At 40.2% G+C, this 15,347-nt stretch carries 12 protein-coding genes; 2 read left to right on the forward strand and 10 right to left on the reverse strand.

Annotated elements, in window-relative coordinates; genetic code table 11:
* From VNN39_RS09225 to VNN39_RS09250, 6 genes are all read right to left on the reverse strand, one after another.
* On the reverse strand, positions 1–1,113 hold the full coding sequence (locus tag VNN39_RS09225; RefSeq protein WP_338997580.1) for an FAD-dependent oxidoreductase: 1,113 nt from the start codon (positions 1,111–1,113) through the stop codon (positions 1–3).
* A gap of 49 nt (positions 1,114–1,162) precedes the next feature.
* A complete protein-coding gene (locus tag VNN39_RS09230; RefSeq protein ID WP_338997582.1) occupies positions 1,163–1,687 on the reverse strand; it encodes a dihydrofolate reductase family protein in 525 nt (174 codons plus the stop codon).
* A gap of 128 nt (positions 1,688–1,815) precedes the next feature.
* On the reverse strand, positions 1,816–1,983 hold the full coding sequence (locus VNN39_RS09235) for a hypothetical protein (protein ID WP_017369588.1): 168 nt from the start codon (positions 1,981–1,983) through the stop codon (positions 1,816–1,818).
* Between the two features lie 18 nt (positions 1,984–2,001).
* Positions 2,002–3,315, reverse strand: a complete 1,314-nt coding sequence (obgE, locus tag VNN39_RS09240; protein ID WP_338997584.1) for a GTPase ObgE — start codon at positions 3,313–3,315, stop codon at positions 2,002–2,004.
* 252 nt (positions 3,316–3,567) lie between these two features.
* Positions 3,568–6,705, reverse strand: coding sequence for an SMC family ATPase (locus VNN39_RS09245; RefSeq protein WP_338997585.1), 3,138 nt, complete (start codon positions 6,703–6,705; stop codon positions 3,568–3,570).
* A gap of 2 nt (positions 6,706–6,707) precedes the next feature.
* Entirely contained in the window at positions 6,708–7,880 is a 1,173-nt protein-coding gene (locus VNN39_RS09250) for an exonuclease SbcCD subunit D (RefSeq protein WP_338997586.1), read from the reverse strand.
* Positions 7,881–8,065: 185 nt separating this feature from the next.
* On the opposite strand from VNN39_RS09250, the gene VNN39_RS09255 reads away from it, so the two are divergent.
* Both VNN39_RS09255 and VNN39_RS09260 read left to right on the forward strand, forming a co-directional pair.
* Positions 8,066–8,527 (forward strand): GNAT family N-acetyltransferase, encoded by a 462-nt coding sequence (locus VNN39_RS09255; protein WP_338997587.1) that lies wholly within the window; start codon positions 8,066–8,068, stop codon positions 8,525–8,527.
* Between the two features lie 100 nt (positions 8,528–8,627).
* The gene (locus VNN39_RS09260) at positions 8,628–9,569 is read left to right on the forward strand and encodes a UbiA family prenyltransferase (RefSeq protein WP_338997589.1); all 942 of its coding nucleotides are present in this window, start codon (positions 8,628–8,630) and stop codon (positions 9,567–9,569) included.
* Positions 9,570–9,620: 51 nt separating this feature from the next.
* Here VNN39_RS09260 and VNN39_RS09265 read toward each other — a convergent pair whose 3' ends face one another.
* From VNN39_RS09265 to VNN39_RS09280, 4 genes are all read right to left on the reverse strand, one after another.
* Entirely contained in the window at positions 9,621–12,296 is a 2,676-nt protein-coding gene (locus VNN39_RS09265; RefSeq protein ID WP_339007087.1) for a cation-translocating P-type ATPase, read from the reverse strand.
* 382 nt (positions 12,297–12,678) lie between these two features.
* Positions 12,679–13,020: a DUF2200 domain-containing protein gene (locus VNN39_RS09270; RefSeq protein WP_035001249.1), complete on the reverse strand. Its 342-nt coding sequence runs from the start codon at positions 13,018–13,020 to the stop codon at positions 12,679–12,681.
* 61 nt (positions 13,021–13,081) lie between these two features.
* The gene (locus VNN39_RS09275) at positions 13,082–13,972 is read right to left on the reverse strand and encodes an ROK family protein (protein ID WP_338998122.1); all 891 of its coding nucleotides are present in this window, start codon (positions 13,970–13,972) and stop codon (positions 13,082–13,084) included.
* On the reverse strand, positions 13,956–15,335 hold the full coding sequence (locus VNN39_RS09280; protein WP_338997594.1) for a glycoside hydrolase family 1 protein: 1,380 nt from the start codon (positions 15,333–15,335) through the stop codon (positions 13,956–13,958). The genes VNN39_RS09275 and VNN39_RS09280 overlap by 17 nt, the downstream gene beginning before the upstream one ends.
* Positions 15,336–15,347 lie beyond the last annotated feature (12 nt).

Consider the following 15,347-nt stretch of genomic DNA (forward strand, 5'->3'; position numbering starts at 1 on the left):
TCATTCTTCTTTTTTATTCACATAGAGATTCATTTCCTTTTGATAATGACTCATATCCCATTCTGAATGATCTGCATTTAAATGTTGTGCTAAAAGATAGGCAATGTAAGGACCTGTAGTTAGTCCTGAGGAACCGAGCCCACTAGCAATACTCAAACCTTTCTCTTGCACTACTGGTCCAAAGAAGGGAGCAAAATCAGCAGTGTAGGCGCGAGTCCCGACACGGTAACTATAAGCTGTGTCTGCAAAATAATCTTCCTTTAAGAAGGTCTGCACGCCTTTAGTCAGTTGCTCAAAAGCCTCTTGTGTCGGTTCTAAATCCCAGCCTGCTTCATTTTCATGAGTTGCGCCTAAGAGTAAACGGCCATTTTGAAAAGGAATCAGGTCGGCTTCACCTTCTAAGAAGGCAACCGGCCATTTCTCTGTCTCAAAATTGGTCTCAAAAGACAACAGCTGCCCTTTCTGAGGTAAGACTTTGGCTGTATAACCCAGTTGATCCAGTAAAGTTTTCAATGCTGGTCCCGGTGTCAAAACAAGTTCATCTACTTCCACTTCCTCTTGCACTGAAGTCACTCGCCATTTTGCATTCTCCTTCTTGACTTGGGCTTCTTCGCTTACTACACGAACACCGCGGGTTTGGGCACGTTTCCGAAGATGTTGCAAGTAAGCTTTTCCATCAAGTCGTGCGCCTCCAGAGATGTATAAGCTTTCGACAGGTTTTAGCAAAGGCAGCATGTCTGTCGTTTCTTCTTTGGTAAGATGGCGCACTTCCCCAATCTCTGGTGCAGTTGCACGTCGTTCTAAAGCAAGCTGTTCGAGTTCTTGGAGTGCTTCTGGGCTTCTCACAAAGAGCGTGCCGCACTTCTCATAAATGGTTTCATCTAAGCTCAAGTCTTTGACAAGCTGCTCAAAAAAAGCAGCGCCATCTTTGGCTAAAGCATACCATTGTTTGTTTCTTCGCTTGGACAACCAAGGAGAAATAATCCCTGCACTGGCACCTGTCGCCTGATTGTTACCAGAATCAAAAACTGTAATGTCAAATTTTTCTGTATCTAAGTAATTGGCCAAGGTCATCCCAATGATGCCACCACCAATAATCGCTATTTTTTTCATAATTTTATTGTTCCATATGGTACTCTTTTAAGTCAACTTAATCTTTTAACTAACTTTTTGTTTTCATTTTACGCTTATAGGATAGCTCAACAAATTGTCCGTATCGTGTCGTCCCTTGAAACTCTAAGTCTGCCGCATAATTCCCTTGTGGAAAGAGCGGGATGCCTTCACCCAAGATAACTGGAGCAATTGTTACTTGATATTCGTCGATAAGATCAGCTTCCATGAAATCCTTAATCAGCTTGCCGCCACCAACTAACCAGATTTCTCCTTGAAGTTCTTGGACAAATGATGTTAGATTACTTGGATGCACAAACTTGATATTAGCTTTATCTTCCCAAGTTTGTCTTGAAAATACATAAGTCATTTTATCTTCATAGGGCCATGTTTCTAACTTTTGATCTAAAAGCCATTGGTAAGTTCTGCTGCCCATGATAACAATATCTACAGATGAGAGAAATCGAGATATACCATTGTCTCCCTCTCCTTCAACAGCCATCAGCCAATCCAAATTATCCTGCTTATCAGCGATATACCCGTCTAATGTTTGGGCGATAAAAAGTTTTACTGCCATGCGATCTCCTTTTCGTTTCTTAACTTGCTTCATTTAGCTTAGCAAGACTAAATTATAAATTCAAGCTAATTGCTCTTGTTTTCTACCATGTTATAAAAATAAAAACCATGAAAAACATGGTCTTCTTTTTATTCATCTTCTTTTTCATTTGTTACTTGTGCAGCTTTAGAGAGGCGGAGTTTACCTGAGGGATTATATTTCTTAATCAAAGCATCAATCCGTTCGTCTGTCCAAAAATCTGCTGAGGCAATAAATTCACCGTTTTCATCACGGTCAGAAATAATCTTAAAGCCCATCTCAATCCTCCTACGCTATTAATCTACAAATTCAAACTCAAATTTCTCGATACGTACCAAGTTACCATCACGTGCGCCTGCCGCACGAAGTTGTTCATCAACACCCATTGAACGGAGTTGACGCGCAAATTTCATGACAGATTCATCACGGTCAAAGTTAGTCATCTTGAAGAGTTTCTCAAGCTTAGTACCTGACAAGCGCCAAGCGGCATCATCATCACGTGAAATACTGAATGGTTTTTCTTCTTCTTCAAAGCCATAGTATGCTTCTTCATCGATGAAGTCTTCGTCTTCATACAACAAGAATTCTGGTGTTTCAGCTAAGAGTTCACTTGTACGTGCCAAAAGACCTTGCAAGCCTGTTTTTGTTAGACCAGAAACTTCAAAGATTTGAGGCATTTCTTGCCCTTCAGGTAGATTTTCAGCTAACTTTTTCTTGAAATCTGCAAGAATCTCTGGCGCATCTGGCATATCCATTTTGTTGGCCACAATCAATTGCGGACGTTCAAGTAAGCGAAGATTGTAACTTTCCAATTCCTTATTGATAGTTACATAATCTTCGTAAGGGTCACGTTCCTCGATGCCTGACATGTCCAAAACATGCAAGAGAACCCGTGTACGCTCGATATGACGTAAGAACTGAATCCCTAAACCAGCACCCGAATGTGCACCTTCAATCAGTCCAGGCATGTCCGCCATAACGAAACTGTCACCGTAACCGATTTGAACCATACCAATGTTGGGTGTGATTGTAGTGAAATGATAAGCTCCAATCTTTGGTCGTGCATTAGAGACAACACTCAAAAGTGTTGATTTACCTACAGAAGGGAAACCTACTAAACCAACATCAGCAAGGACGCGTAATTCAAGCATAAGCCATTTTTGCTCCCCTGGTTTACCGTTTTCAGCAACTTCTGGTGCAGGGTTACGTGGTGTTGCAAAGCGAATGTTTCCACGTCCGCCACGACCACCTTTAGCAACGACAAACTCTTGGCCTTTGTCAATCAAGTCCACAATTACTTGTCCTGTTTCATTATCTTTGACTGTGGTTCCTTGCGGAACTTTAACAATCAAATCTTCTGCTCCACGTCCGTGCATCCCTTTGTTCATACCTTTTTCACCTGGTTTTGCACGGAAAATACGGTTGTATTTAAAGTCCATCAGAGTAGAAAGTCCCTCATCGACACGGAAGATGATGTCGCCACCACGTCCGCCATCTCCACCAGCAGGACCACCGTCTGGTACGTATTTTTCACGACGAAAAGCGACCGCTCCGTCTCCACCTTTACCAGCTCTTACTTCAATTCTAGCTGTATCTAAAAACAAGCTCATTTTTATTTTTCCTATTTCTTCCTAAAAGCATACGCTCTTCTATTTGGTTCGAGTTCGATTTTCCAGCAGGACTAAACTTCATCATTTTTTACTGCTGTTTGCTGGAAAAGCTTTTTCCCATACATCTCACTCCACACTCCTTTGTGAGTAGAGTTTTGAACTCTACTATTTTACCATATTTCATTGTTTTTCTCAAAAGGCTACTTTGGAAAGCAGTCGGAACTTTTTATCTTGGTTTCTGACTAAAAAATTTTATTTCGAAAAGAGTTTTACCTGACTTCGTCCGTCTCCGACTTTTTCAACACGCAGTTGCTGTGCGATTGAATCTTTCATTTCTTCTACGTGACTAATAAGGCCAACAAGACGGTTTTCTCCTATTTGTTCGAGTGCTGTCATGGCTTTTTGGAGTGTTTCTTGATCAAGTGAACCAAATCCTTCATCGACGAAAAGTGCTTCTATTTGAACCCCTTGCGCAGAATTCTGAACTACTTCGCTCAGTGCCAAAGCTATTGACAGAGCAGCAATAAAGGTTTCTCCACCCGATAAGGTATTTGATGAACGTGAGGCTCCTGTTTCATTATCATAAATGCTGATGTCCAAACCATGATCGCGCCTTTTATTGGAGGATTCTTTGGCCAACTCAAAGCGATAGCGGTTATTTGAAAGTTGATTGATGAAATGCTGGTTAGCATAAATCAAAACTTTTTCCAGATAATGTTGGACAACAAAGGTTTCAAGCTTTAGCTTATCTCCTGTTTTTCCTGCAATAGCATTGTAGAGCTTAGTCATTTCACGCGCCTTATCCGCCGCCTTCCCTTGTGTTTCAAGTGTTTGTTCAATCTTAGCAACAGTTGTTTCGAGTTGTTGGCGTGTATTGGATAGCTCAATAACTGTCTTTCGCGCTTGGCTAAAGCTCTCGCTTAAGGCTTGCTTTTCTTCTCTCAACTCAGTAAGATCAGGTCTTTGCTTACCGCTTAATTTTTCCTCATATGCTGCTAAAGCACGGTTCAAGCGTTTCTCCTCAAGTTCATAAGTATTGATAAACTTGGAAATTTCAGGCAATTTATCCTCTGCAAGCCAATTTTTCAGTGTGACTAAATCATTGGTCCAAGCATTTGGAGCTACCAATGCGTTCTGGATAATACGCCGTCCCTCTTGAAACTTCAGTTTTTGCTCTTCAATACGTGTCAGGCGTTCTTCATGTTTTGCTTTTTGCTCTGCATAACGCTTTTCAAGGGCAATTATCTTCTCTCGTACCTCTTGGCACTCTGTATAATAGTTATCAACTTCTTGGCGCAATATAACCTTCTGCTCTTTTAGAACTTGACTGGGTTGCAGTTGCCCAAACTCAGCTAAACTTTGAGTAACTGTTTCGAGCTGTGCTTTGACTTTATCGCTTTCCTGTACAAATCCTTGACGTTCAGCTTCTAAGTTTTCTACTAAAACAGACAGCTTGTCTTTTTCCAGAGAACGTTCTTTTTGTGCAGTGCTTTTTTGCCTATAACTGTCTTCTCGAGCTTGAAAAATGATATTGAGCTCTTGGCGGCTAAACACTTTAGGAAAACTGCCTTCATGTGCCTGACAAAACTGACGGTAGGCTTGGTCAAACTTCTGCCCCATTTCTTGCAATGTTTCAGCTTTTTCTGCAGCTTTTTTTTGAGCCATTTCAAGTTCGCTTTGAGCCTTTTCATGCCTTCCTTCTGCAGCAGCAAAGGCTTCTTGAGCTTCGTCAACTTGTTGCATAGCTGCTTTTAAGTCATCGTCAGAAACATCAAGCTCAACATGTGATAAAGGATGTTCTGTAGCACCACAAACTTTACATGGTAAACCATCTTCGAGTTCCTTTTGCAGTTGAGCAATCATGAGACTTTGGCGTAATTTTCGCTTTTCCTGATAGCTTTCCTGTTTGAGCATGAAATCTTGCTCCATTTTTGCAATGTTTTCCTCAGCAAAGTTTAATTCCTTTTGTGCAACTTGATTTTCTTGTTTTAAGCGCTCCAAATATTCTGCTAAAGGAGAAAGTTGCTGGTGAAAGTCCAACTTTAGACGACTTAAAGTATCTTTTTCCTCCTGCAAGATACTCTCATCAAGGATCTCTTTTTGTAATTGATCAAGTTTGACTTGTGCTTCTTTTAGGGGCACATCTGTCTCACTTTGCTTAAGCTGCAAGTGGACAATCTTTTTCTCCAAATCTTTTTTCTGCCAGATAAGTTTTTCTGCCTGCTCGGCTTGCGTAATCGTGCGAGTCAGCTCTTCAATGCCCTTACCTTTTTCTTCAAATTCTGAAGCTTTCTGATCTAAATCTTGCTCACGTTTTTTCACTTCTCCAAGTATTTTCTGCTCTTGCTCGGCTTTTGAGCGATAATCAGCTTCACGTACTTGGTTAGCTTCTAGTTCTTTTTCAACCTTTTCCAAGTCACGTAAAATATCCTTAAATTGTTGCGCCCAGCTGCGAGCTTCATAGGCTTCTTTCTGTTGCTCATAAAACGCTGCTTGCTCTGCTATTTTTTCCTGGTATTCTTTTTGAGTCTTTTCTGCTTCTAGAAACTCTCGCTCCAGCAGCAAGGCATCTTCGTAAGCTTTATCGATAGTTTCTACTTGTTGCTGCGCTATTTTTGCTAAGTCACGAGCCTTGCTTTCTTGCATCTGCTTTTGCTCTAGAAATTCTGTCGCTTTGTCAAATTTTTCCTTATCTGGACATTCTTCCAAAGCTTTGGCTTCTTCCTCCGTCCAGACAGAAGAGCTATATTGGCTTTGCAAGATTGAATCAAGAGCTGCGTTTTCTTGATTGTTTTTTGTGTATTGATTCCGCACTTCCTCGGAAAAGACCGTAAAAATTGCCGTACCAAAAATTTTCTTCAGAATTTCTTCTTTTTCATTGGTGGCTGATTTTAAAAAACGTGAGAAGTCATTTTGTGGCAGTAAAATGATTTTCTTGAACTGCTCGGCGCTGAGGTTTAAAAGACCATATATTTCACTGGCAACATCGACCGGTTTTGTAGCCAAGCTGGCTTGCTCTATGCCAAATACCCTATCTACAATAGCTAAGCTGGCTTGACTTTTTTCCGTCTTAGTGCCTACTCCTCTTTTCTTAAAGACTTCTTGCTCGGGACAGCGTTGTACCTTATAAAGAAAGTTACCTTGCTCAAAATAGAAAATGACTTCTGTACGTTGGTCTGGCTGTGCAAACTGGCTGCGCATCTCTCTCGCTTCACGATCTCCTGTCGTCTTGTCAAAAAGAGCATAAGTCATTGCATCAAAAATCGTAGATTTTCCGGCACCCGTATCGCCACTAATCAAAAATAATGGTGCTTCATCTAAAGCTCTAAAATCAATTTCCGAGTGAGCGTGAGGTCCGAAATAATTCATTTCTAAGTAAATTGGTTTCATGTCTACTTCTCCCCTCTCAAGTCGATAAAGGTTTCTTCAATAAAAGATTTCTGAAATGAGCTAAGTCCCTCTCCCGCAACCTGCTGGTAAAAGCTTTGCACGATTTCTTCATCACTCATCATTTCCACATTTTGATGGATTTTCTTCTCCATGACTTGCTCTTTATCTTCATAATCTAGTTCGACAATCGTGCCGTAGATTTTCTGAAGTTGGGCGCGCAAATTTTGCCCAGCATGAGCAAAACGATCAAAGTTTTTGATACACAGGGCAAACCAAGCAGATCCAAAAGGCTGTTTCTGGTAAAACTCTGGATCAATAAGTGTTTCCCACTCTTCAGCAAGTGCGACCAAGTCTGTCTGCGGTTGAATTTCGAAAAACTCGGTCTCAACCTTATCCGTCACATCCACAATATAATAACCTTTTTTTGTCTTCGCTTCTTTGATATTAAACTTGACAGGACTTCCTGAATAGCGTACTGCCTCACTGGGTGAAGCATGATGTGTATGAATATGTCCCAAAGCAACGTAGTCAAAATCCACAAACTGCTGGACTGTGACAGTAGCCAGCCCACCAGCTTTAGACTTGGTTTCACTTGTCAGCTCAATCTCCTGATCTGCAGAAGGGCTCACAGCAAAGTGAGTCACTAAAATTTGTTTTTTCTCAGGGTGAAAGACTTCTCGCATTTTTTCAAGCACTAGTTCTAATGCCTGAGACAGGGTTTTAATTTCTTTCACATCCTCTTCCGGCATCCCTGCTTGTAAAAAATAAACACGCGCATCAGCTGGATCAAAATAAGGAAGCAAGAAAATTTGGACTTCTGCTGTTTCGATGGGTACAAAAGCTTCTTCTAATAAAGTGTTCAAATGCAACTGGTTAAATTCCATCCATTCACGTCCATAATTTAGTCGGCGTGCACCGTCATGATTGCCCGAAATTGCGTAAATAGGAAAATTCTCCTGAATATTCATTTCTCGCAGCATTTCGTTAAAGGTCGTTACAGCTTCCGCACTTGGTACCGTCCGGTCATACAGATCACCAGCGATGATAATACCATCAACTTTTTCTTGCTTGGCTGCGGCAAGCATAATTTTAAAGGCGTGCTTTTGTTCTTCTAAAAGACTCCAACCGTTCAAGGTTCTGCCAATATGCCAATCCGATGTATGTAAAAATTTCACTAATTTCAGCCCTTTTCTACTTTTTTCTTCCTCTATTATACCTCATAAAAGTTAAAGACAAAATAATGGGGAGATTTCCTCATCTGGACAAATATTTATTCATTACTTTTTTATCCTCGCCTATGGTATACTTTAAGAAAAACTAGGCTCAGCCATACCAGATGTTTTTAAAATAAAGGAGAATTATGGTAAAACTTATTGAAATGACACAAGAAAGATTTCAACACTACATGTTCACTGCCGTAGAAACCTTTGCTAAAGAAAAAGTCCTAAACGGTACTTGGAGTGAAGAACAGGCTTTTTCAAAGGCTCAAGCAGAATACAATTTACTCCTGCCTGAAGGCCTCCAAACACCCAATAACTATTTTTATTCTATCCTTGAAAAGGGAGAGGTCATTGGTTATGTTTGGATTGCTCAAAGTACAGACAATGCTCGAACTGCTTTTATTTACGATTTCGAAATTTATGAAGAATTTCAAAATCAAGGTTTCGGCTCCACATCTCTTGAATTAATTAGTTTTCAAGCTAAGCAACTTGGCTTTTCATCCATAGCTTTGCATGTCTTCGGAAGTAACTCTAGAGCTTTATACGTCTATAAAAAAATGGGTTTCGAAATTACTGATATTAATATGCAAAAAGAATTGTAATTTTACCTTTTACTGAGGGAAAATTTAAGTACTTTAGCTTAGTTCGCTGTCGTTCTTTCCAACTAAGAAACACTCCTTTTTTTGTGATATAATTCTCATTATGAACGTCAAAACATTTCTTAACTTTACAAGAATCCAAACCTTACCCGTGGCTCTGCTTTCGCCACTTGCAGGAATTATGTTCTCGCTATGGTATTTTCACTCTTTTCATCTTTTACCCACCCTTCTTTTTCTAATTGGGCTTGCTGCCATCAATCTTTTTGTTTCCGCATGGAATAATTTGATGGACTACCATAAAGCGCTGGATCCAGAATACAAAACCCAGCAAAATATCATCAGCAATCGCAATATCAACCCTAAGTTAGCACTAAAAATTTGCCTGCTCTTTCTTTTCATCGATATCGTAGTTGGGCTTGCAATTATGCTTATCACCAATCTTGCCATTTTACCCGTTGGCGGGCTTTGCTTTCTTGTAGCAATCTTTTATACTTATGGCCCCTTTGCTTTCAGTCGCTTTCCTTTAGGTGAAATTTTAGCTGGCCTATGTGAGGGATTTTTCGGTTTCTTTCTCGCTGTGTATATTAATTCCTATGATTTACAGTACTTTTTCATTCAATTTGACGGCTGGAAAATGAACTGGACGTGGGATTTTTCCCAACTTCTTCCGATTGTTCTCATAGGTATTATGTGTTTCTGTCAGAACTTCAATGTCATGCTTTCCGATAACATTTGTGATTTGGAACAAGACATTCGCAATCAACGTTTTACCTTACCTTATTATCTTAAAATTCCTGCCAGCTTAGTGCTTTATAAAGTCATGTATATCATTCCTGCTCTTTGTGTTAGTCTAGCAATAATCTTAGGTATCTTGCCTGTATGGTCTGCCTTAATGCTGCTCATCCTCTTCGAGTTGATTCCTAATATGAAAAAATTCCTCCACAAGCAAGTCAAAAGCGAAACTTTTCATTATCAAATTAAAAATTTAGTTCTTTACAATGGCAGTTTGGCCTTGACTCTGTTTATTGCTATTATCTTTAACTAAAAAAAACGCTCCAAAAGCTAGGAGCGTTTTTTATATTTTCTTAAAGGATAATTAACCTACTTTGTTAACTGTTGCTTTTGCTTTTTTCTGACTCACAAGTACGCGAAGCGCTTTGATGATTTCCATCATCAAGACAGCACCTAAAGCAAGACCAGCAGCAAGTAACCAGTAGTGCATACTGAAGTTTGCCGGAATGCTGAAGAATTCACGTGTGAAAGGTAAGGTTGTCAAGCTGTAAAGTCCAAGACAGAATACTACCGCACCTAAAACATATTTGTTAGAGAAGAGGCCCAATGAAAGGATTGTTTGTGAATTTGAACGTGCTGTGAAAGTTTGCAAGCTACGTGCCAAGATTAGAGTTGTGAAGGCCATAGCTACACCCAACTCATCTGATACTTGCATCCCGATATATTGAGAAATAATCGCTGCAATACCAATCAATACACCACGAACCGCAACACTTGCCATCAAACCGCCTTCGAAGATACCTTCGTCAGAAGGACGTGGTTTTTTCTTCATGACATTGGGTTCTGCTTTTTCCATACCCAAGGCAATCGCTGGTACAGAGTCATTTACCAAGTTGATGAAGAGCAATTGCAGGGCTGTAAATGGACTTGCCCAGTTCATAACTAAGGCAAAAACAATGGTAATAATCGCCCCTAAGTTACCTGAGAAGAGGTAACCAATTGATTTTTTAATATTATCGTAGACTGTACGTCCAACCGCTACAGCATTAACAATAGAAACGAAGTTATCATCGGTCAAAATCATTGATGATGCATCTTTGGCAACGTCTGTCCCTGAACCCATAGCAATACCAATATTGGCTTGTTTCAAGGCTGGGGCGTCATTAACTCCGTCACCAGTCATAGCAGTAACATTTGCTTTCTTCTGCCATGCGCGAACAATACGAATCTTGTTTTCCGGTGACACACGCGCATAAACAGAGATTTTCGCCAAGTTGTCATCCAACTCTTGCTCTGACATAGCATCTAATTCTTGCCCAGTCACAGCAATGTCGTTTTCCCCAAAGAGACCGATATCTTGCCCAATCGCACGCGCTGTTGTTTTATGGTCACCCGTAATCATCACTGTACGGATACCTGCTTTTTTCGCTTCCGCAATTGAATCATAAACAGCTTCACGTGGTGGGTCAATCATGGCTGTTAAACCAATCAAGATCAAGTCATTTTCATCTTCCAAATCCAGAACTTCTTTGTCTTGCGCCAAAGGTTTGTAAGCATAAGCCAAAACACGGAGTGCTTTGTTACTGAATGCTTCATTTTGTTTTTGGAATTCTGCTTTTAATTCTTCAGTAAAGTCTTGGACTTGACCGTTGATAAGAACTTTCGAACAACGTGCAAACATCACGTCTGGTCCACCCTTAGTCAACATGAGTTTTTCATCATCAATAAGGTTAATCGTTGACATCAACTTACGGTCGGAATCAAAAGGAAGTTCTGCTAAACGAGGGTAAGCTTCACGAAGTTCTTGATAAGGTTTACCTACCTTGTTGCTAAAAGCAATAAGTGCAACTTCTGTTGGATCGCCGAGCTCTTGCCCTTCTTCATTGATGCTTGAGTCATTACACAAGACAGCTGCTTCAATCAGCAGTGCTTCGTCCGACGTCCAAGTTTCTGGCTGATCTGGGAAAGTTTCTTTTGTGGTTGTAGGCAAAAAGTAATCGACAACCGTCATTTTGTTTTGGGTTAATGTCCCTGTTTTATCCGTACAGATAACACTTGTTGAACCTAAAGTTTCCACTGCAGGCAACTTACGAATGATAGCATGTTGTTTTGCCATTTTGTTTGTACCTACTGAAAGGACAATCGTTACAATCGAAGAAAGTGCCTCTGGAATAGCGGCAACAGCAACGGCAACGGCAAACATAAAGGCATCTAACATCTTCACTTCAATATTTGCACCGTCTCCAGCAAAGAAGATACGTGCCGCTTGGATCGCAAAGATAGCAACAGAGAGAATCAGGATAGCAATACCCAGTTGTTTACTGAATTTTTCCAGTTTTTGTTGCAAGGGTGTTTGTTTATCTTCAGCCGTTTCAAGGAGTGTGGCGATTTTACCAATCTCTGTTTGACTTCCGGTACCGGTAACGATAAATTCTCCACGCCCATAAACGGTGAGTGCTCCGCTGTAGAGCATATTTTTACGGTCACCTAAAGGAAGTTCCCCTTCAAGCGCTACATCTGTCTTTTCAACTGCTTCAGACTCACCTGTTAACATGCCTTCTTCTACACGCAAGCTCTTACAGGTCAAGACACGTCCATCGGCAGGAACAAAGTCCCCTGCTTCAAGCAAGACAAGGTTACCCACAACAAGTTCACGGGCTGGAATCGTTATTTTTTCACCATTACGTAACACTTTTGCATGGGGCGCCGAAATTTGTTTCAAAGCATCCAATGAACTTTCTGCTTTTTTGGTTTGAATCACAGTGACGATTGAGCTGATTAATACTACACCAAGGATGATACAGGCTTCAACCACTTCACCTAATGCCAGCTGAACAATGGTAACAATCAGTAGGACAATAACCATCGGATCTTTAAAAGTGTCCAGTAATATTTTCCAAGTTGGAACTTTGTCTTTACTCTTCAGCTCATTAAAGCCGTCTCGTTCTTGTCTTTCTTTGACTTCTTGCTCCGTTAGACCTTCAACGGTTGTCTGCAATTCCTCAAGGACAAGCTCTGTTTCTTTGTTGTAGAATTCCATTTTAGCTCCTTCTCCAATAGTTAAATATGACGCTTGATATCAAAAGCAATATTTTTTGATTCGAAACGAATAAGACGCTGCGGCAATCGATAGATAGTATGATTTCCCCTCCAGCATGAACATCTTTCAATGCTTGTGTGTAGCGTATTAAAAAGACCCCTGCCAAAAAGATGGCAAAGGTCTTGCTAAACATGTCATATCCATGTCAACAAAGCCGGTGAGAATAATGCTCACGGAATGACGACTTTGTTTCGGCTTGCACCGACGCTACTCCCCTTTGGGAATTCATATTCAATATTGTTCCTTAATAATAACAAATTCCCTCACCAATTGCAAGAATTGGACTCAGTCAGACCTCAGAAACCCTTATTGTGTCCAGGAGTTATGGAGTTGCTCTTTTAATCTTTTCCAGACTTTTCCCTTTAGCGAGTTCATCCACTACTTTATCCATATAACGTAGCTTTTTCATGAAGTTGTCTTCGATGTCTTCTACACGAACGCCGCAAATCACTCCTGTGATAAGAGGTGCATTGTCATTAAAGGCTTGATTTTCAATCAATTGCCCCAAGCTACCCGTGAGCTGGCTAGGATTCGTATATCCTGTTAACCAAGTCAAAATCTCATCTAATTCTTCTTTTGTCCGTCCTTTTTTCTCTACTTTTGCCAAGTAAAGCGGATAAACGGTTTCAAATTTCATCTGTTTTACACGATCAGTGCTTGCCATATTCTGTACCTCTATAAAGCCTTTTCTTTTAAGTATATAGAGCGCTAGTTTTTTTGTCAAATCATCTCTGAACTTTTGGGAAAATAGTGTAAAAATTTAAAGCTGCCCCAATCAGATTTGCATTGTTCATATAATGACAACTTTCAATTCTTGGCAGGATATGAGCTATATCATAGTTTTGAAGACGTTCTGCTAATTTTTTCTGGAGGATATCTGGCAAATCTTTCCGCGCTGACATTCCGCCACCAATGATAATTGTATCTGGATCAAGCGAAACTTGGATATTATATAAATAATCAGAAATAATCTCCAGCATATTTTCGATAAGTAAAGTAGCTTGGGGATTTTTTTGATCCATTAAGTCATACAGTTCCTTACCTGAAATTTTCTGCCCTGTCTCTTTGGAATAAGTTTCCGCAGCTTTAACCAATGGTCCGGTTTCGCTAAAAGTTTTATGCTTCGTGTTTTTCATCAAACCGAATTCGCCAGCAAAAAGATGCGCACCTTTATAAAGCTTGCGGTTAATAAAGATAGCTCCACCAACTCCTGTACCTATGACCAAAAAAACAGCATTCTGGGCTTCTTTTCCTGCACCATAATCAATTTCACAAATCCCTGCACAATTGGCATCATTTTCGATAGCCACGGGCAAGTCAAAGCATTGTTCAATTTCATCAAATATAGGACGATTGTGCAGATAGGGTACGGCGCTGATTCCTTCAATCCTTCTTTTCGCTGTATTGACAGCGCCTGGAGACGATATCGCTATTCCCTTAAGTTCTGGATAGTCCTTGATAATACTGCCCATCTTCGCAGTAAGCTTTTCAAAGCTTTGAGGTGTTTTAAAAGAAGCATTATTCAGGATTTTTTCTCCATCCCATAAACCATATTTTACTGCTGTGCCGCCAATATCAAACACGGCAAGATTCCGTCCATTATTCTTCATATCCATTTCGCTCACTTAGTTTCTTATACCAAAGTCCGCTCTTTTTCACGGTACGTTTATAATCCTCTTCCAAATCAACCCGATAAAAACCATAGCGGTTGCGATAACCATTCAACCAAGACCAACAATCAATAAAGGTCCAAGTATGGTAACCAAAGCAATTACTTCCTTCTTCAATCGCTTGATGAAGGTAACTGAGATGCTCCTTCATAAACTCAATGCGGTAATCATCTTGAATCATACCTGAGTCATCCATAAACCGCTCCTCATCAGCTACACCCATGCCATTTTCACTGACAAACCAAGGAAGATTATGATAGTCCTTTTTCATCATCATTGCTACATCATAAATGGCTTGCGGGTAAATCTCCCACCCACGATAAGGATTCATTTTCTTTTCAGGCCAATCATAAGGTTGGTAAAAATCATCTAAGGTTTTGGCGGGGAAACTCGCATCCTCAGGTGCTTGAACGCGACTCGGTTGGTAATAATTTAAACCGATAAAGTCTACTGTATTGGCTGCTACATCTTTTTCATCTTCTGGCAATGTTTCAGGTAAGAGTTGGTTAATTTTGAGAAGTTCAACCAAATCAGTGTTGTGTTTTCCAAGCACCGCAGGATCAAGAAAGCTTTTTATATTGACTAAATCAGCGGCTTTTTTAGCTTTTAAGTCTGCTGCTGACTGACTGCGCGCATAGCTCGGAGATACATTCAGAATAATACCGATGGATCCTTGCGGCATAAGTTTTCTAAAGGTTTGAACAGCTTTTACGTGTGCCATTAAGGTATGATAAGCCACTTGAACAGCTTTTTTGATATCGACAATTGCAGGATAATGAAAGCCTTGTAAATAACCACATTCCACATGAACCATTGGTTCATTGAAAGTGGTCCAATCCTGAACTAAATCACCAAAGCATTCAAAAGCTGTTTGGGCATAAAAACGAAAAGCCTCAACAGATTCTCGGATTTCCCACCCACCTTTATCCATCAACCACATGGGCATATCAAAATGAAAAAGGTTAATTATTGGCTTGACACCATTTTCTTTCATCTTTGTAAAATAATCTCTATAAAAATCAACCGCCTGAGGGTTGAGCGTTTTACCGTCAGGAAGTAGTCGTGTCCATTGGATAGAGGTACGAATCGAATTAAGCCCGATAGCTTTCATCCGTTGGCAATCCTCTGCGTAATTTTCGTAAAGATTAGAAGTTGTTTCCGGTCCTTGGTTTTCATTAAATCTTTCAGGATTTTCTTTAAACCAGTAATCCCATGTAGAAGCAGATTTACCCTCTTTTAGAGAATAACCTTCAGTTTGTGGACCGGATAAAGCTGAACCCCACAAAAATCCTTCAGGAAATTTTTTCATGTTTAAACCTTC

Origin of the sequence: Lactococcus formosensis (genome assembly GCF_037892375.1) — a bacterium.
Lineage (GTDB): Bacteria > Bacillota > Bacilli > Lactobacillales > Streptococcaceae > Lactococcus > Lactococcus formosensis.